Genomic DNA, 16326 nt, shown 5'->3' with positions numbered 1-16326 from the left:
TTCAGGGCTGACGCTGGGCAACGATAAACAGCCGAGGAAAAGCCAGCAGTATCTGCCCGTTTTCCTGGAGCGGATACTGCTCTTCCAGCAGCTCGTGATAGCGTTTCAGGAAACGTTTCTGCTCGCTCTCGTTCAGATCCTGGAGCCACGGCCGCAAACCGGTGGCGCTGACCCAGTCAATAATGGCCTGGTGCGAGCTCATTTTATGGAAATAGGTTGTCCGCCAGATATCCACATCACAGCCGGCCTCCGACAAGATATCGTAATAGGCATGCACGCCTGGCAGCGGTTCGCGGCCGCGGTCAGGATAGTCCTGCTCCAGCGCCACTTCGCGCATCGCCACGTGCGTGGGTTCGAGCCAGTTATCCGGCATCTGGATCGCCAGTACGCCATTTAGCGCGAGCAGAGAGACAAGATGAGGCAGAAGATCGTAATGGTCAGGAACCCATTGCAGCGAAGCATTGGCATAAATCAGACTCAGCGGCTGGCCAGGCCTGTACTGGCGGATATCGGCCTCAACGAACTGGCAGCCGGGCAGTGCGCTACGGGCCTCTTCCAGCATGGCTGGTGAGTTATCGACGCCGACGATCTGAGCTTTCGGCCAGCGATGGTGCAGCAGCGCCGTGCTGTTGCCCGGCCCGCAGCCCAGATCGGCGATGGTGGCTACGTCATCGAGGGGAATTCTGGCAAGCAGCTCAGCGGCGGGGCGCGTTCGTTCGGCGCCATATTGCAGGTAAAGCGAAGGGTTCCAGTCGGCCATCTTCAGATCTCCGTTTTGCGTGTTTCAGCAAGGATAGCACAGGCCGACACCTGCACCGGGGCAGGCGTCGAGAGCGGCAGGTTACAGAATGCCTTTTAGCGCAATATGATAGAGCAGCATGATGGTTTTTCCGTCGACGATCTTGCCCGCATCAATTTCCCGCAATGCCTCTTCAAAGGGCATTTCCAGTACGTCGATATCTTCTCCCTCCGCTTTGATACCGCCGCCTGCGCTGGTTTTGTCCTTCGGATGATACTCGGCAAGATAGAAGTAGAGTTTCTCCGTGACGGAGCCAGGGCTCATATAGGCTTCAAAGATTTTCTGCACGCTCGACACGTTAAACCCGGTCTCTTCTTCCGCCTCTGCTTTAATGCGGCTTTCCGGATCCATGTTATCGAGCAGGCCGGCCGCCGCCTCAATCAGATCGTCCTCATGGCCATTAATAAAGACCGGGAAGCGGAACTGGCGGGTCAGAATCACCGTTTTTTGGTCACGGTTGTAGAGCAGGATCGTGGCGCCATTCCCCCGGTCATAAACTTCACGCGTTTGCCGCTGCCATTCGCCATCGCGTCTTTGCAGGTCAAACGTATATTTTTTAAGTAAGTACCAGTTATCGGACAGCGTTTCACTGTCAATGATGCGCACATCTGCACGTTTTGATTGCACGTTTCATCCTCCTTACGTAGAGTAACTATCAATAACAGCATTAACGTGCAGTTTCAAGATTAAACATGCAATATCAGGAATCCATGATGCTCACCAGTCAGCGAAAACAGTTGATCCTCGAAAAGCTCGGCACCGAAGGTCAGGTTCAGTCAAAAGCGCTAAGCGTTCTCTTCGACGTCTCTGAAGACACCATCCGACGCGATTTACGCGAGCTGGCGGCAGAAGGGCGTTTACAGCGAGTTCACGGCGGCGCGCTGCCGTCGTCTTCCGCTATTGTGCCTTTCGCGGAACGACAGTCAGTGAAAATGGATGCCAAAAGAAAGGTGGCGCAGAAGGGAGCGCAGCTGATCTCTTCGGGCCAGGTGGTGATCGTTGACGGAGGAACGACCACCTCAGAGCTGATCGCCTTCTTACCGCATGACCTGCGTATTACCGTGGTGACGCACAGTCCGAGCATTGCTCTGGGGCTTGTTAATCATCCTTCCATCGAAGTGATTCTGATCGGTGGCCGTTTGTATAAGCACTCGATTGTGGCCGTCGGCGCGGCGGCTATTGAAGGCATTGAAAACATTCATGCGGATCTGTTCTTTATGGGCGTGACCGGCATCCATCCGGAAGCAGGGCTGACGACCGGTGATTTCGAAGAGGCGTGCATCAAACGTGCATTTTCCGGCAGAGCCGCCGAAACGGTGGTCCTTGCGTCGCCGGAAAAAATAAACACGGCGTCATCATTTGTAATAGGCGATGTGTCACTGGCAAATACGATTGTCGTCGAAGGCGATACCGATCGTGGCTGGGTGAATGCGGTATCGGAAAAAGGGGTATCGATCGTGCTGGCTACCGCGTGAGCCAGCCAGAATACTGGCTGGCGCAGGCACCGTTAAGCCTGAGGTATGCTTTCAAGTGCGGTATAAATCGTGAGGCCGTGTTTACGGGCAACCTCTATGTCCATATCCGCGCCCTGAGACGCGCCGGCAATACGATAAATCGCATCGCATTTTGCGATGAGCCGGTGCGCAACGGGATACAGCATCGATTCTGCGACCTCATCGGCTACAGACTTTGAGCCCGCGGCCTTCGCCAGTGGAAGCGCCAGCCATTCACCAATCACCGGAACGTGGCCGAGCTGGTAAACGGCTAATGCAGCACGTTCAAGACGGGCAAGATTTTCATCAATGCGGGACTGAATGCCATCGGTACCGCTCCGATAGGGGCCAGCAATCAAAATCAGCTGTTGCGTCATATTCACCTCGTTAAGTGTTTTTGCATGATGTTGCAGGTTTGCGTGTCACATTACGGGGATAATAATCGGCACTATCGTGCAATATCAAGAATTATCATGCATATTTACGAAGTTAAATTATTCCTCCTCGGGGGCATGGCATACCGCTTCGATATTATGACCGTCAGGCGCAATGACAAATGCTGCATAGTAATTTTTACCGTAGGAGCGCAATCCCGGTGCGCCATTATCGCGTCCGCCTGCGCGCAGCGCGGCATGGTAAAAGTCATTAACCTGCTGGCGTGTCGTGGCCACAAAGGCCAGATGAAGCGGAGCGGGTTTATCATTCGACTGAAAAAGGCAAAGAGAAACGTCGCCGGAACTCATTTCGACGCCATAGTCGGGAGAGCCTTCATCGACGAGTTCGACACCGAGCGGTTGAAGCGCCATGAGGAAGAAGGCTTTACTTTTCTCATAATCGCTGACGCCGAATTTCACATGATCAAACATTATGGACTCCTCAAAAAGTGATAACGAAATGGGAAGTATAGAAAGAGAGTGGAGTCCAATGCGATCAAGGGGTTGTGAATGTGACCGATATCAAGATTCGCTACACAGCAGACCGTTTCCGCCCAACGAATGTCCAACGCAGGTAATCATAAAGCCAGTTAAAGAGCATCGTGTATGGCAGGAAAAACAGAACAAGGCCAATCTCAACAAAAAATGCCTCAGCGATCGTTAAATCCAGCATGAACATGGCTACAGGAATTAAGGAGACGATAAGGCCTGTTTCAAAACCAACCGCATGGATGGCGCGAACGAGGAATGTTCGTTGAAACTGATGTTTTTTCTGCAGGGAGTCAAAGAGCTTATTGAAGACAAAATTCCAGGCCGTTGCGGTAAGTGCGGATATCACGGACAACGAACCGGACTGAAGTACCGAAACGTTCATCAACCATGCAAGAGACAGTGCGATAATGACGTTGGCCGTCACTTCAAAAATGACAGCGTGGAAAATCCTTTCTTTAAAGCTTTTATCGAGTTCAATTTCCATAAGTCTGCGGGAGCGGTGGTCAAAGGCTTGAGTATATCAAACGTTTTTTAACCTTGTATAAACGTAGAAGTTGGCAGCTCACAAGCTTTCTATAACCAGGGCAATCACGACCGTAGAAAGGCAGATTTTTCCTGCCTCCATCTTAGTGCGCATAATGTATATTATGTTAAATGACATCTGATAGTTAATCACGGGCCGATACATCAATCTGTTACTAATTCTGACCTCCCTCTTGCTTCTCGTCTTTCACTGTCGATTACGACGATTTGTGAAAAAAACTCAAAACACCATTCGATGGCGCATGCTGTTTCCCTTCATGTCTGTGCAATACCCTGTCACATACAGAATTGCTGGCAATAAAAGAAGGAACACAGAATGAAGTATGTGAATCTGGGTCGTAGCGGTTTGCAAGTCTCCCGTCTTTGTCTCGGTTGTATGAGCTATGGTGAACCTGAACGTTTGCCTCAACCCTGGTCCCTGGATGAAAAGGCGTCACGCCCGCTCATTCGTCAGGCGCTTGAAGCGGGCATTAATTTTTTTGATACCGCGAATATCTACTCGGGCGGAAGTTCTGAAGAGATCACTGGAAAAGCGCTGAGAGAAATGGCCAGACGCGATGAGATCGTTGTGGCGACAAAGACCTTCTTTCCGTGGCGCAACTCACCCAATACCGGGTTTCTTTCCCGCAAGGCCATTTTTCAGTCTATTGACGATAGCCTGATGCGCTTAGGTATGGATTATGTGGATCTCTTTCAGATTCACCGCTTTGACCACTCCACGCCTGTTGAAGAGACCATGGAGGCTCTGCATGACCTCGTTAAATCAGGAAAAGTACGTTACATCGGCGCATCATCTATGGAAGCCTGGCGCTTTGCAAAAATGCAGCATACTGCAGAGCGTAACGGCTGGACCCGATTTATTACGATGCAACCGCAATACAACCTGCTTTACCGGGAAGAAGAGCGCGAGATGTTGCCCCTGTGTGAAGACCAGGGTGTTGGTGTGATCCCCTGGAGTCCGATGGCACGCGGCAGGCTCACGCGCGACTGGAGTGTCACGTCCCGACGAACGCAAAACGATGCCTTTGCGTTAAAAATGTATGAGAACGCAGCCCTTCTGGATAAGCCCGTTATTGATGTCGTTGCCAGAATTGCCGAAAAGCACGATGTGCCAAGAGCCCATGTTGCAATTGCCTGGTTGCTATCAAAAACGGTCATCACAGCACCGATCGTAGGCGCGACGAAACCAGAACATCTTTCTACGGCTATCAGCGCGCTGGACTTTTCACTTAGCGATGCCGAAATCATGGAACTCGAGGCACACTATCTGCCGCACCCCGTCGACGGGATCATTCCCCCGCTTCCGGATACGCCACCTTCACTCACGCCGCCTTCAGCAATACAGGACTGTTAATGCCCTACCCTGGCCCGGCGTTGCCGGGTCTCCCTGGCCACTGATGTGAAAAAAGGTGGCCATCACCGTTTAACTTTTATCAAACTGACTTTCGGTAAACGGATCTGCGCGACCGCCCTGCAATGGGATCCTGGCAAGCGCTGCATCGATTTCGCGTAACTCGCTGTCCGTCAACCGGACTTGCGATGCACCGCGATTTTCTATCAGGTGCGGATATTGCGTCGTACCCGGGATAGGGACAATCCATGGCCGCTGTGCCATAACCCACGCCAGCGCGAACTGAACCGGAGTGGTGTTTTTGCGACGGGCCCACGACTGCGCGAATTCAAGCAGTACCATGTTTTTGGCCAGGGCATCGGGCTGGAAGCGTGGCAGGTTATGCCGCCTATCTGTGCTGTCGAACCGCTGGCTTGGATTGACTGCCCCGGCAAGGAAACTCCGGGCGGTCGGGCAGTAAGGTACAAAGCCGATACCCAGCTCTTCGAGCGTTGGAAATATCCGCGTCTCCGGTTCACGCCACCACATGGCATACTCACTCTGTACTGCAGTCACAGGGAGTACCGCATGTGCGCGGCGGATTGTCCTGGCACTCGCTTCCGACAATCCCCAGTGTTTCACTTTACCCTCCTGGATCAACGCCTTCACGGTTTCCGCCACATCCTCAATCGGCACATTCGGATCGGGGCGATGCTGATAAAGAAGATCGATGTGGTCCGTTTTCAGACGCTTTAGCGAGCCCTCTACGGCACGGCGAATATGGTCAGGATGGCTGTTGAGTGAGGTTGGCTTCCCCTCCTCCACGCCGAAACCGAACTTAGTGGCAATCACCACACGATCGCGAACGGGGGCCAGTGCTTCCCCGACAAATTCTTCACTGAGATGGGGGCCATACACCTCGGCAGTATCAAAGAACGTGATGCCTTGTTCGAAGGCGGCCCGGATGAGCGAAACCATGGCTTTACGATCGCGCGGACCACCGCCGTAATACCCCACCATAGGCAGACACCCGAGTCCCATGCTGGAAACCTCCAGCGAGCCGAGTTTACGCGTGGTTAAGGTCTCCTTCTGGACGGGAACAGCATCCGAAGGGGCGCTCGACGTGTCCTGACCAGCCGGTTTAGCCATCACGGCTCCGCTCCTGCCAAGGGTGGTAGCGGCCAACGCCAGACCGGCGCCGGCGATCAGAAAATTGCGACGATCCCGGGAAGCGGGTACGGAAGCAGAATGCTGGTCATGCATCATCTTGCTCATAAACTGGAACTCCCTATAGCGAAGAAAGGATTCATTAATTTGGGCATTACCAGGCATAAGCCTGGGGCGCTTCTCCCCCGGGGCCGGGCCAGATTTCGTCGAGACAGCTCATGGTGTCGTCTGATAGCGTGATTGTTGTTGCGTGAAGCGCCTCCCGGAGTTGTTCCGCCGTACGAGGCCCGATAAGTGGAGCAGTAACGACAGGATTCTGCAGGAGCCACGCAAGCGCCACATCGGAAGGGGTTTCGCCGAGGTCCTCACATAATCCTTCGTAGGCTTCCAGCTGCGGACGATACTGTTCGATTAGACGGGCAAACGCGGGCCTCGCACGGCGCCCGCTGGCCATCTTTTTCAGTACGCCGCCAAGCAACCCTCCGGCAAGTGGACTCCAGGGAATCAGTCCCAGGCCAAAATGACGGCATGCGGGAATGACCTCCAGCTCAACAGTTCGGGCAGTCAGATTGTAGAGACTTTGCTCAGCAACCAGGCCCAGGGAATGACGGGCCGTGGCAACTGACTGCGCAGTCGCAATGTCCCAGCCTGCGAAATTGCTGCTACCGATATAAAGCACTTTTCCCTGCTGAACAAGGAGCTCCATGGCCTGCCAGACCTCTTCCCATGGTGTATAACGATCGATGTGATGCATCTGATAGACGTCAATATGGTCGGTCTTAAGCCGTCGCAAACTGTCCTCGCAGGCCTTGCGAATATGGTAAGCAGAAAGACGGCGATCGTTCGGACCTGGTCCCATAGGCTGATAGGCTTTCGTCGCCAGAACGATACGGTCACGGCGGCCACCCTGCTGGAGCCAGCGACCAATAATCTCTTCGGACAGCCCCGAACCTTGCTGGATATCGGGTGATTGCTCGGTGCCATACACGTCTGCTGTATCAATGAAATTGATACCCGCCTCAAGCGCTTCATCCAGAATGCGGGCGCTGGTTTTCTCGTCGGTGACGTCACCAAAATTCATGGTTCCGAGACAAAGGCGGCTGACTTTCAGGCCGGTGCGGCCAAGATGCGTATAGTTCATACACGGCTCCGTTAGGTGAATATTCCGCCCTGACCGACGGCCAGAGCGCATAATTTTCAAGAATAACGAAGCACAACGTGTTCAGTGAGAGGCGATGAGTGGATGGACTTGTGAAATAAATTCAGCAACGGATTAGCCCTGGTCGGTCTATGGTGTATATCATTTCCGTATCAACGCATTCGGGCCTTAACGCACAAGGAAAACGATTCTGTATGCAAATAAGCAGAGCTGATGTCGCCGATCTCATTTATTTCATGGCTATTGCACGTCATCGCAGTTTCAGCCGTGCGGCGATTGAATTAGGTGTCAGTGCATCAGCGCTTAGTCATGCCCTGAAGGGACTGGAAACAAGGCTCGGGGTTCGCCTGCTTAATCGCACGACCAAGAGCGTTACCCCTACGGCTGCAGGTGAAGAACTGGTTCAGTCTGTCCTTCAGCCTTTCGACAAGATAGAAGGCGCGCTTGAATCGCTTAACCGGTATCGTAATACGCCTACCGGGCGTATCCGCATCAATGCTGCCGTTGAAGCAGCCAATCTTTTGCTTGCACCGGTTATGCCCGCTTTTATGGATCGCTATCCCGATATTGAAATCGATATTGTGGCCAGCAACCGTATGGTTGACGTCACTGATGCGGGCTTCGATGCCGGTATCCGCTATGGTGGCACCGTCCCGGAAGACATGGTTGCCCGGCGTTTATCTGCCGATATTCGCTGGGTTATCGCAGCATCCCCCGACTACCTTGAACGCTACGGAACGCCTGAACATCCTGATGATTTATTGCACCATCGCTGTATTAGCAATCGCCTCGGCGACGATCGGATTTATCGCTGGGAACTTGAGCGAGATGGCGAAACGTACCAAATCACTGTGCCTGGCTCAGTGACGGTCAACCAGGCTGAAACGGGTCTTGTGGCCGTATTAGGTGGAGCCGGCCTGATGTATTTTCCGGAGCCTCTTGTTGCACCCTGTGTGAAGGATGGACGGCTCCGCCTGGTGCTTACGGAATGGTCCCCGCTGGAGGAAGGTTTTTATATCTATTATTCAAGCCGCCGGCAACTGCCGACCGGGCTTCGCCTTCTGATTGAGTTCATACAGGAGGCCAGGCCGCTGGAGTTGTGAAATAGCGCTTCCATACGGGACGATGCGTTATCGTCTTTATCGCCCCGTAGCGAATATCAGAAAATCAATCAGGGCCTTCACTCTTTTCGTTTTACCCGCATTTTTAGGGTAATAGAGATAGACTGGCGGGTAGGTTTTCCAGTAACTCTCCATCACGGGGATAAAGTGCTCCCTGTCGGGCTGTAACTGCCAGATGGGTTCAAACAGGCGTCCAATTCCCAGCCCGTTACGGATCCCGTCAGCCATAACGTCGATATCGTTACTGATTAACTGCCCGGGCATCTCAACCGTCAACTGCTCTCCGCGGTCGTTAAGAATCAACGGAAGGATGCGGTTGTTAGTGATAAAACGGTAGCCAATCAGCTTGTGTTGACTGAGGTCAGCCGGCACCTCGGGCATTCCATACTCGCGAATATAAGCTGAGGATGCATATAACCCTTCACGAAAGGGTTTCATTAACGGCCGCGCCACCACCCCACCTTCGAGAATATCGCCAAAACGGATCCCAAGGTCAAAACGCTCTTCGATGATATTCACGGTACCGTCGTAAACCGATATTTCCAACTGTATACCCGGGTATTGCTGACAGAATTCCGCCATTGCAGGCTTGAGAATTAACAGATAGGCAAAACGCGAGAGCGTAATTCTCACCACACCAGAGGGCTCCTGATTCTGGTCGCGAATGCTTTCAAGCGAATTTTCCAGCGACTCCACCGCCGCGGCGGTCTGTTCCAGCAACAGCTGCCCGGTTTCTGTCAGCTCAATACGGCGGGTCGTACGCACAAAAAGCGGATGGCCAATATGCTCTTCCAGCAATTTAAGCGCATTGCTGACGGAGGGAGGCGTAATTTCCAGTTTTCTTGCGGCTGCCGAAATATTGCCCTCACGTGCAATGCTCTGAAAGATGCGTATCTGGTTATACAGGGCGTTATTCATAATGTGTTCCTTAAGCAATCACTGCTTAATTATTAAGTACAGCCTAAAGATGCTTAAGTCAATGCCCCTCTAATCTTCGTGAAATTCGCCTCTTATACTTTTATCTCTTTCTACAACAACCTGAGTTCAGGAGACTATGATGCGAATTTTATGTCTGGATATCCCCGCACCTGGAGCATCGCTGGAAAAATATGCTCCACACCTTAACGCTGAAGCGCTGCACGCCTGGGGATTGTATAAATCCGGCTTCATCCGCGACATTTACTTCCGTCAGGACAGACCTGGCGTCGCTATTTTTCTTGAATGTGACTCTGTCGATGAAGCGATGAACGTAATGGCCGAATTCCCGCTGGCAAAAGCAGGCTTATTAAGCTTTGAGTGCATTCCGCTTGGCTCCTTTATTAACTGGGAAAATCTCTTTGCCGCTGAATTTAAAAATAAAGAGTGAGGCCCGATATGAAACCTGCAGATAAACCCGTGCTGTGTGTCGTTTCCAGCCATCCGATTAAAGGCGCATCCGGTGTACCAACCGGTTTTTTCCTGGCTGAGCTGACGCATCCGCTGAAAGTACTGGAAGATGCCGGACTAAAAACGACGATAGCCAGCATTCGCGGGGGACAGCCGCCGGTGGATGGATTTGACCTCAGTGACTCTGTCAACGCCTGGTTCTGGAACGAAACCGATTTTCAGCAGCGCCTGGCCACAACGCCTTCGTTATCCGAGCTGAACGGTACCGATTACAGCGCCGTTTTCTTTGCGGGCGGGCATGGAACCATGTGGGATTTCCGCGACAGCCAGGATGCCCAGCGTATTATCCGCGAAGTGTATGAAAGTGATGGGATTGTCTCAGCCGTCTGCCACGGACCTGCGGCACTGGTTGACGCAAAGCTCAGCAGCGGCGAATACCTGGTGAAAGGCAAAAACGTGGCGGCCTTTACCAACAAGGAAGAGGAAGAAGTTCACACCACAGATGTGGTTCCCTTCCTGCTTGAGACTGCACTCCGCGAGCATGGCGCGCTTCATCATGAGGCCCCGAACTGGTCTGAAAACGTGGTTACCGACGGACGCCTTATCACGGGGCAGAATCCCGCTTCAGCGCACGGTGTGGGTGTGGCGCTGTTAAATGCCCTCCGCCAGCCAACTTAATTCATTCATCTGTCTTTCACCGTTACTCACCCTCTTTGGCCGGTTTACGTCAGCAACGTTCCGGCCTTTTTTCAGGAGCTGAATATGAAATCTCTTCCTTCAGTCGCGCTCGGCACATGGTCCTGGGGCACAGGCTTTGCCGGTGGCGACACCGTCTTCGGCAATCATCTTTCTGATACTCAGATGGCAGACGTGTTCACCACGGCCATGAGTAAGGGTCTCAATCTTTGGGATACCGCAGCAGTATATGGCATGGGGAGTTCCGAGGCAGCGCTGGGAGCATTAGTCCGTCAGTTCCCCCGCGAGGATATGATTTTATCCACCAAATTCACGCCGCAGATTGCGAACGAACAGTCAGCACAGCCTGTCAGCGATATGCTTGAGGCCAGCCTCGGACGCCTGGGCGTGGACGCGATTGATATCTACTGGATCCACAATCCCCTCGACGTTGAGAAATGGACGCCAGGACTGATCCCACTTTTACAAAGCGGTAAGGTCAAACGCGTCGGGGTTTCCAACCACAATCTGGCACAAATCAGACGCGCCAACGAAATCCTTAACGCTTCCGGTTATTCCCTCAGTGCAGTACAGAATCATTACAGCCTGCTCTATCGCGCCTCTGAAGAGGCCGGGATCCTTGATTACTGCCGACAAAATAACATCACGTTCTTTGCTTACATGGTCCTGGAGCAAGGCGCGCTCAGTGGTCGTTATGATTCAAATCATCCCATGCCTGCCGGGAGTGGCCGGGCCGAAAGTTATAACGCAGTACTGCCGCAGATAGAAAGATTAACCGCCGCCATGAAAAAAATGGGAACTGAAAGGAATGCCAGCGTGGCACAGATAGCCATCGCATGGGCTATTGCAAAAGGTACCCTTCCCCTCGTTGGTGCGACTAAAGTCCATCACGTTCTGGACGCCGCCTGCGCTTCAGACATCCAGTTACGCGATGAGGAAATCATCCTGCTGGAAAAAGTCGCCACAGAGACCAGAGTCGATACACGAGGCGCCTGGGAAAAACCGATGGTGTAAACCCTGTCCGGGACAGACTGTCATGAATGACACTCACGAACGGGCTGTTCCGGGCGATCCTAATCTGCATCACTTTTACTGCTTTGTATGAAGAGTGAGAATATGAAAATCATTTGCCTCGAAGAACATTATCTCGACAGCGAGTTAGGGCGAGCGTGTATGCCTGTTGCGCTTGAGCAGGCACCTTTCCTTGGCGACTGGGGGAAAACCGTCGCTGATGGTCATAATCCTGACCGAAGCCAACCGCAGATAGAAAAGAATGCGCTGATAAACGCGAAAGGCGCTGATTTGGGAAGCCGCCAAGGGATATGGGGGCACAATGAGATCAATCGACCATTATTAGTTTTTGTCTAAAAGTGAATGAGCCTTTACTGCTCTAAAAAAAATAATGGTGTCACTCTATACTGGGTTAAAAATCCACCAGCCTCTTTAACGTATTGAAATGAAAAATATCCTTGTTATTTCAGGTCATCCTGAGCTGAACCATTCCGTCGCCAACGCCACTATCCTTGATGAAGTGGCAACCGCCCTTCCCGATGCTGAAATTCGTCGTCTGGACTGGCTCTATCCGAACGGCAAATTCAATATCGCTGCGGAGCAGGAAAGCCTGCTCAGGGCCGATGTGATTGTCTGGCAGTTTCCTTTTTCCTGGTATGGGCTGCCCGGGTTAATGAAACAATGGCTGGACGAGGTCTTTGTCCACGGCTTCGCGCATGGCTCAACGGCGAAACTGGGCGGTAAAAAGCTGATCCTCTCCTTCACTACAGGGGCGCCACAGGCGCTCTATACCGCTGACGGTTTCTTTGGCCATGCCATTGAAGAGTATCTTATTCCGTTCGAGACCACGGCAAAACTGTGCAATCTTGAGCTGCTGGCGCCGGTTTATACCTGCGGTATCAGCTATGCCGACCGGGATGCCGACAAAATCGCGCAGCATAAAACGCTTGCCCGGGAACACGCTTCAAGGCTTGTCGATCTGCTCAATTCCGTCGTGAATAATCCAGAGGGAGAATAACGATGCAGTATACCCGGCTCGGTAAAAGTGACTTACTGGTCTCCCGCATCTGTATGGGATGTATGGGGTTTGGCGACCCGTTAACGGGCCAGCATCGCTGGACGCTGGACGAAACAGCAAGCCGGGACATCATCCGCTACGGTCTCGAAAAGGGTATCAATTTTTACGATACCGCCATCGCCTATCAGAACGGTTCCAGTGAGCGATACGTTGGCCGGGCGCTGCGGGAGATGGCAAAACGCGAGGATGTGGTGCTGGCCACCAAGTTTCTGCCGCGAACCGCCGCGCAAATTGCCGCGGGGATCGGCGGAAAAGAGGCAATAGCCCGATCGCTCGACCAGAGCCTGCAAAATCTGGGGATGGACTACATCGACCTCTACATCTACCACATCTGGGATTACAACACGCCCGTTATTGAGGTGCTTGAAGCGCTTCATGCCGCCGTTACTGCGGGCAAAGTGCGCGCTATTGGTATTTCCAATTGCTATGCCTGGCAGCTGGCGAAAGCGAACGCCCTTGCCGAACGCGAAGGGCTGACGCCCTTTGTTTCCGTGCAAAGCCACTACAACCTGATTATGCGTGAAGATGAACGAGAGCTCTTCGGTCTGTGCGCTGAAGATGATATCGCCATGACCCCCTATAGCGCGCTGGCCAGCGGTCGTCTCTCCCGGAAAGAAGGCCACACGCGGCGAGCCACCGAGGATGCCTATGCCCGCGGAAAATATGACAGCACGGCTGAACAGGATCGGATCATTATCGAGCGCGTCGCCGAGCTTGCTGAACGATATCAGGTGTCCATGACGGAAATCTCACTCGCCTGGCTGCTGACAAAAGTCACGTCACCTGTCGTAGGGGCCACAAAAAAAGATCACGTTGATGGCGCGGTAAACGCCGTAAATCTTCAACTGAGCCCGGAGGAAATCCGGTTTCTGGAAGAAACCTACCAGCCGCATGTTCTGACGGGGATCATGGCGCAAAACACGCCGCAAACGAAAGACGTTAAGCAGGTCTGGACGCGGTAGCAAACAGTAATTTCAGTAAAAGGATCAACGTGAAAAAGCCCCTTATGTTTTTAATTTGTATGCTAATAAGCATCCCTGTCTTTGCAACAAAACCGGACACGCAGAATAAGCCCGTGATGAATATCTTCGAGTTTGGCGTCAGACCCGATCGGGACAAAGTTTTTGCAGACGTGGCCAGGCAGACGATTTCCGCTTCGGTTGATCATGAAGCAGGTACGCTGGCGATGTACGCCCTGCAACGAAGCGACAATCCACGTCAGGTATTCGTGGTCGAACTCTATGAAAACGAGAGTGCTTACCGCAAACATCTGAATGCTGAACCGTACAAGGCATTCGCTGCCCGGGCACCTGACATTATCGATCGGAAAAATAAAATCACTCTGGAGCCCCAATTTCTGGGGGACAAATACATCCTACCGAATGAGCGAACCATTAATAATCTGGTGATCGTTGAGGTAAAGCCTGAATTTCAGACCGAATTTAAAAACATCGTTCTGCCTGAAATGGCTGAGTCGCTCAACGTTGAGAAAGGCGTGTTAGCCATGTATGCCGCTACAGACTCACAGACGCCAAACCGCTGGTATTTCTATGAGGTTTACGCCAGTGAGGAAGCGTATCAACTGCACCGACAAACGCCACACTTCCGGGACTATCTCAGGCAAACGGCGCATATGAGCGCCAGTAAGGACGCTATCCCGGTAAAACCGGTATTTCTTCGTAACAAAGGCGGAATCAAACAGGATCCGCACCGTTGACCAGTGAGGATTAACATGAAAAGCGTAATTGCAGCGGCGGCCATGTCGCTTGTTATTTCTGATTTTGCTAATGCTGAGGAAACAAGAGGTAAAGCTATGATGAAAATTGAACCTTCAGCGATTCCTGAAGCTGATATTCGTTCTGTCTCACCGGCTCTTGCCCGCTTTGGTCGAGAAGCTATTACTGAAGATCTGTGGACACGCGATGCCCTCTCGCCCAGGGATCGTAGTATGGTGACCGTCGCCATGCTAATTGCCAGAAACCAGCCTGGCGACCTTAAGCACTATGTAGACATTGCCCTTGATAATGGCGTTTCGCCAGCGGAATTGTCAGAAATCATTACCCATCTGGCGTTCTACTCAGGTTGGCCAAATGCCATGTCAGCAGTCAGCGTGACCAAAGCAGTATTTGAATCTCGTGGCGTCACGGCAGATGCACTTCCTGACGCTTCTCCGGACCTGCTTCCTCTCAATCAGGAAGCAGAAAAGCAGCGTTCAGAGACAGTGGAAAAAAACGTGGGACCGATATCACCTGGTCTGGTTAAATTTACTGCTGACCCACTGTTCCTGGATCTCTGGCAAAGACCCGCGCTGAAACCCCGCGACAGAAGCCTGATTACGGTCAGCGCGTTAATCGCATCTGGACAGAGCGCGCAGATTGGCTATCACCTCAACAGAGCGATGGATAATGGACTTTCTGCTGAGGAAGCTGGGGAGATCGTTACCCAAGCCGCGTTTTACGCTGGCTGGCCAAACGCATTTACCGCTGCTCCTGTTGTCGGAGAGGTATTAAGCAATCGCTCATCGAGTAAAAGGTAATATTACTTAACACGAAAACCTGACGTACATCACAAAATTAGAACGAACAGTTCATGAACTAACAGACGTAACATCGAGTGATTTCTGGACAGCGTTTAACACAGTTATGAACCAAAACTGAGTTCATAACTGTGAGTTTGAATCGCCATTTGATTAATATCCATTTAAAACAGTTTGTTATAATGTTTCTGGTGCTGTCGTAAATTATGTATATTCCTCAAACCCAGAATAGTTAAATATCTTCTTTACCTAAGATGGTTATGACTCTAATAAAATAATAGGAATATAGAATTAAGTCCCCTCCCATATCTTTCGTTTGCTGACACTATGCGTGAGGTGCGGTTATGGTTTGGAGTTATACTACTTTTCTTTTAATTGAGTTAACGTCATGGATATCATTCAGTTACTCGAAGTGCTGAAACCCGCTAAAGACGTGGTTACAGTCCAGATTGCAAGCCAAAAAGATCAACTGGCCCCTTGGATTGATCTTGCAAAAGCAGTTTTGCCCGCTGCAGCTACTGCTGGGGTTGCATGGCTGGCCATGAAAAACTCGCATCGCCAATTTGATAAAAGCTCAGAGCGTCAGGCTACCGAGTTTAAATTGGGGATTGAACAACAAGTCAGTACACTCAAGATAAACACTCAGCTGGCAACCGAAGTTGCGTTGAAAAAGGAGAACTGCAATGGTGTTCGTGATTCTTGTGCCAGATTTTTATCTCATGCCACTCAAGCAAGCCTTCGTCAACATGCGTATGGATTAGCAGAAAAAAACGCCTCTATAGAAGAGTTAGATGTCATCCATAATCAGTGGATGGACGAAATGCGTGAAATGACAGCATCGAAAATCATCCTTCTTTCGTTCCTTTCTCCAGAAGCTGACAGGGATTTTTACAAAGCGATACAGACTGTTGGTAATGAAATGGATGCTGGTTGCGAAAGTTTAGGCATAGCAGGAAATGGGTGCCTCATAGAGTGCAGAAACTATATAATGAGAAAACATCAAGAAATCATAGACCTAACAAACAATATTAATGATTTGAGCAAAGCGATATCGTGAAGCTTAAATATTCAGCTGAGAATT

At 51.6% G+C, this 16326-nt stretch carries 20 protein-coding genes; 12 read left to right on the top strand and 8 right to left on the bottom strand.

Annotated elements, in window-relative coordinates:
* Position 1 precedes the first annotated feature (1 nt).
* On the bottom strand, positions 2 to 760 hold the full coding sequence (gene tam, locus URZ40_RS00265) for a trans-aconitate 2-methyltransferase (RefSeq protein ID WP_116339886.1): 759 nt from the start codon (positions 758 to 760) through the stop codon (positions 2 to 4).
* 81 nt (positions 761 to 841) lie between these two features.
* Positions 842 to 1426 (bottom strand): NUDIX domain-containing protein, encoded by a 585-nt coding sequence (locus tag URZ40_RS00260; protein WP_320719537.1) that lies wholly within the window; start codon positions 1424 to 1426, stop codon positions 842 to 844.
* 86 nt (positions 1427 to 1512) lie between these two features.
* Here URZ40_RS00260 and URZ40_RS00255 point away from each other — a divergent pair, with 86 nt between their 5' ends.
* On the top strand, positions 1513 to 2274 hold the full coding sequence (locus tag URZ40_RS00255) for a DeoR/GlpR family DNA-binding transcription regulator (protein WP_320719660.1): 762 nt from the start codon (positions 1513 to 1515) through the stop codon (positions 2272 to 2274).
* A 32-nt stretch (positions 2275 to 2306) separates the two neighbouring features.
* Here URZ40_RS00255 and URZ40_RS00250 read toward each other — a convergent pair whose 3' ends face one another.
* The 3 genes from URZ40_RS00250 to URZ40_RS00240 all read right to left on the bottom strand — a co-directional run bounded on the left by URZ40_RS00250 (position 2307) and on the right by URZ40_RS00240 (position 3702).
* Positions 2307 to 2669, bottom strand: a complete 363-nt coding sequence (locus URZ40_RS00250; protein ID WP_116339880.1) for a DUF4406 domain-containing protein — start codon at positions 2667 to 2669, stop codon at positions 2307 to 2309.
* A 117-nt stretch (positions 2670 to 2786) separates the two neighbouring features.
* A complete protein-coding gene (locus tag URZ40_RS00245) occupies positions 2787 to 3158 on the bottom strand; it encodes a VOC family protein (RefSeq protein WP_163329408.1) in 372 nt (123 codons plus the stop codon).
* A gap of 100 nt (positions 3159 to 3258) precedes the next feature.
* The gene (locus URZ40_RS00240; protein WP_080327072.1) at positions 3259 to 3702 is read right to left on the bottom strand and encodes a PACE efflux transporter; all 444 of its coding nucleotides are present in this window, start codon (positions 3700 to 3702) and stop codon (positions 3259 to 3261) included.
* Positions 3703 to 4077: 375 nt separating this feature from the next.
* Here URZ40_RS00240 and URZ40_RS00235 point away from each other — a divergent pair, with 375 nt between their 5' ends.
* The gene (locus URZ40_RS00235; RefSeq protein ID WP_116339876.1) at positions 4078 to 5115 is read left to right on the top strand and encodes an aldo/keto reductase; all 1038 of its coding nucleotides are present in this window, start codon (positions 4078 to 4080) and stop codon (positions 5113 to 5115) included.
* Between the two features lie 69 nt (positions 5116 to 5184).
* Here the strand turns inward: URZ40_RS00235 and URZ40_RS00230 are convergent, their stop codons facing one another.
* Entirely contained in the window at positions 5185 to 6132 is a 948-nt protein-coding gene (locus URZ40_RS00230; RefSeq protein WP_320719536.1) for an aldo/keto reductase, read from the bottom strand.
* 280 nt (positions 6133 to 6412) lie between these two features.
* A complete protein-coding gene (locus URZ40_RS00225; RefSeq protein ID WP_096927994.1) occupies positions 6413 to 7399 on the bottom strand; it encodes an aldo/keto reductase in 987 nt (328 codons plus the stop codon).
* Positions 7400 to 7611: 212 nt separating this feature from the next.
* Here URZ40_RS00225 and URZ40_RS00220 point away from each other — a divergent pair, with 212 nt between their 5' ends.
* Complete coding sequence (locus URZ40_RS00220) at positions 7612 to 8520, top strand: LysR family transcriptional regulator (protein ID WP_320719535.1); 909 nt, start codon at positions 7612 to 7614, stop codon at positions 8518 to 8520.
* Between the two features lie 36 nt (positions 8521 to 8556).
* Here URZ40_RS00220 and URZ40_RS00215 read toward each other — a convergent pair whose 3' ends face one another.
* Complete coding sequence (locus tag URZ40_RS00215) at positions 8557 to 9456, bottom strand: LysR family transcriptional regulator (protein WP_316379150.1); 900 nt, start codon at positions 9454 to 9456, stop codon at positions 8557 to 8559.
* A gap of 139 nt (positions 9457 to 9595) precedes the next feature.
* On the opposite strand from URZ40_RS00215, the gene URZ40_RS00210 reads away from it, so the two are divergent.
* The 9 genes from URZ40_RS00210 to URZ40_RS00170 all read left to right on the top strand — a co-directional run bounded on the left by URZ40_RS00210 (position 9596) and on the right by URZ40_RS00170 (position 16302).
* The gene (locus URZ40_RS00210; RefSeq protein ID WP_014831950.1) at positions 9596 to 9904 is read left to right on the top strand and encodes a hypothetical protein; all 309 of its coding nucleotides are present in this window, start codon (positions 9596 to 9598) and stop codon (positions 9902 to 9904) included.
* Between the two features lie 8 nt (positions 9905 to 9912).
* Positions 9913 to 10602, top strand: a complete 690-nt coding sequence (locus URZ40_RS00205) for a type 1 glutamine amidotransferase domain-containing protein (protein ID WP_116339868.1) — start codon at positions 9913 to 9915, stop codon at positions 10600 to 10602.
* 84 nt (positions 10603 to 10686) lie between these two features.
* Positions 10687 to 11634: an aldo/keto reductase gene (locus tag URZ40_RS00200; RefSeq protein ID WP_320719534.1), complete on the top strand. Its 948-nt coding sequence runs from the start codon at positions 10687 to 10689 to the stop codon at positions 11632 to 11634.
* 102 nt (positions 11635 to 11736) lie between these two features.
* On the top strand, positions 11737 to 11988 hold the full coding sequence (locus tag URZ40_RS00195; RefSeq protein WP_320719533.1) for a hypothetical protein: 252 nt from the start codon (positions 11737 to 11739) through the stop codon (positions 11986 to 11988).
* An 88-nt stretch (positions 11989 to 12076) separates the two neighbouring features.
* Positions 12077 to 12649, top strand: coding sequence for an NAD(P)H-dependent oxidoreductase (locus tag URZ40_RS00190; RefSeq protein ID WP_316379153.1), 573 nt, complete (start codon positions 12077 to 12079; stop codon positions 12647 to 12649).
* A 2-nt stretch (positions 12650 to 12651) separates the two neighbouring features.
* The gene (locus URZ40_RS00185) at positions 12652 to 13671 is read left to right on the top strand and encodes an aldo/keto reductase (RefSeq protein WP_316379154.1); all 1020 of its coding nucleotides are present in this window, start codon (positions 12652 to 12654) and stop codon (positions 13669 to 13671) included.
* Between the two features lie 59 nt (positions 13672 to 13730).
* The gene (locus URZ40_RS00180) at positions 13731 to 14426 is read left to right on the top strand and encodes an antibiotic biosynthesis monooxygenase (RefSeq protein WP_316379307.1); all 696 of its coding nucleotides are present in this window, start codon (positions 13731 to 13733) and stop codon (positions 14424 to 14426) included.
* Positions 14427 to 14441: 15 nt separating this feature from the next.
* Entirely contained in the window at positions 14442 to 15245 is an 804-nt protein-coding gene (locus URZ40_RS00175; protein ID WP_316379155.1) for a carboxymuconolactone decarboxylase family protein, read from the top strand.
* 388 nt (positions 15246 to 15633) lie between these two features.
* Positions 15634 to 16302 (top strand): hypothetical protein, encoded by a 669-nt coding sequence (locus URZ40_RS00170; RefSeq protein WP_320719532.1) that lies wholly within the window; start codon positions 15634 to 15636, stop codon positions 16300 to 16302.
* Positions 16303 to 16326: the final 24 nt, after the last annotated feature.

Source organism: Enterobacter sp. 296B2 (genome assembly GCF_034106185.1).
GTDB classification, from domain to species: domain Bacteria; phylum Pseudomonadota; class Gammaproteobacteria; order Enterobacterales; family Enterobacteriaceae; genus Enterobacter; species Enterobacter cloacae_N.
This window is presented reverse-complemented; position numbering and strand designations above follow the sequence as displayed.

Coding starts and splice junctions, on each gene's coding strand:
- URZ40_RS00175 (WP_316379155.1), top strand. CDS start 14,442: ATGAAAAGCGTAATTGCAGCGGCGGCCATGTCGCTTGTTATTTCTGAT.
- URZ40_RS00190 (WP_316379153.1), top strand. CDS start 12,077: ATGAAAAATATCCTTGTTATTTCAGGTCATCCTGAGCTGAACCATTCC.
- URZ40_RS00230 (WP_320719536.1), bottom strand. CDS start 6,132: ATGGGACTCGGGTGTCTGCCTATGGTGGGGTATTACGGCGGTGGTCCG.
- URZ40_RS00195 (WP_320719533.1), top strand. CDS start 11,737: ATGAAAATCATTTGCCTCGAAGAACATTATCTCGACAGCGAGTTAGGG.
- URZ40_RS00180 (WP_316379307.1), top strand. CDS start 13,731: ATGCTAATAAGCATCCCTGTCTTTGCAACAAAACCGGACACGCAGAAT.
- URZ40_RS00210 (WP_014831950.1), top strand. CDS start 9,596: ATGCGAATTTTATGTCTGGATATCCCCGCACCTGGAGCATCGCTGGAA.
- URZ40_RS00215 (WP_316379150.1), bottom strand. CDS start 9,456: ATGAATAACGCCCTGTATAACCAGATACGCATCTTTCAGAGCATTGCA.
- URZ40_RS00200 (WP_320719534.1), top strand. CDS start 10,687: ATGAAATCTCTTCCTTCAGTCGCGCTCGGCACATGGTCCTGGGGCACA.
- URZ40_RS00240 (WP_080327072.1), bottom strand. CDS start 3,702: ATGGAAATTGAACTCGATAAAAGCTTTAAAGAAAGGATTTTCCACGCT.
- URZ40_RS00245 (WP_163329408.1), bottom strand. CDS start 3,158: ATGTTTGATCATGTGAAATTCGGCGTCAGCGATTATGAGAAAAGTAAA.
- URZ40_RS00205 (WP_116339868.1), top strand. CDS start 9,913: ATGAAACCTGCAGATAAACCCGTGCTGTGTGTCGTTTCCAGCCATCCG.
- URZ40_RS00235 (WP_116339876.1), top strand. CDS start 4,078: ATGAAGTATGTGAATCTGGGTCGTAGCGGTTTGCAAGTCTCCCGTCTT.
- URZ40_RS00185 (WP_316379154.1), top strand. CDS start 12,652: ATGCAGTATACCCGGCTCGGTAAAAGTGACTTACTGGTCTCCCGCATC.
- URZ40_RS00255 (WP_320719660.1), top strand. CDS start 1,513: ATGCTCACCAGTCAGCGAAAACAGTTGATCCTCGAAAAGCTCGGCACC.
- URZ40_RS00220 (WP_320719535.1), top strand. CDS start 7,612: ATGCAAATAAGCAGAGCTGATGTCGCCGATCTCATTTATTTCATGGCT.
- tam (WP_116339886.1), bottom strand. CDS start 760: ATGGCCGACTGGAACCCTTCGCTTTACCTGCAATATGGCGCCGAACGA.
- URZ40_RS00170 (WP_320719532.1), top strand. CDS start 15,634: ATGGATATCATTCAGTTACTCGAAGTGCTGAAACCCGCTAAAGACGTG.
- URZ40_RS00250 (WP_116339880.1), bottom strand. CDS start 2,669: ATGACGCAACAGCTGATTTTGATTGCTGGCCCCTATCGGAGCGGTACC.
- URZ40_RS00225 (WP_096927994.1), bottom strand. CDS start 7,399: ATGAACTATACGCATCTTGGCCGCACCGGCCTGAAAGTCAGCCGCCTT.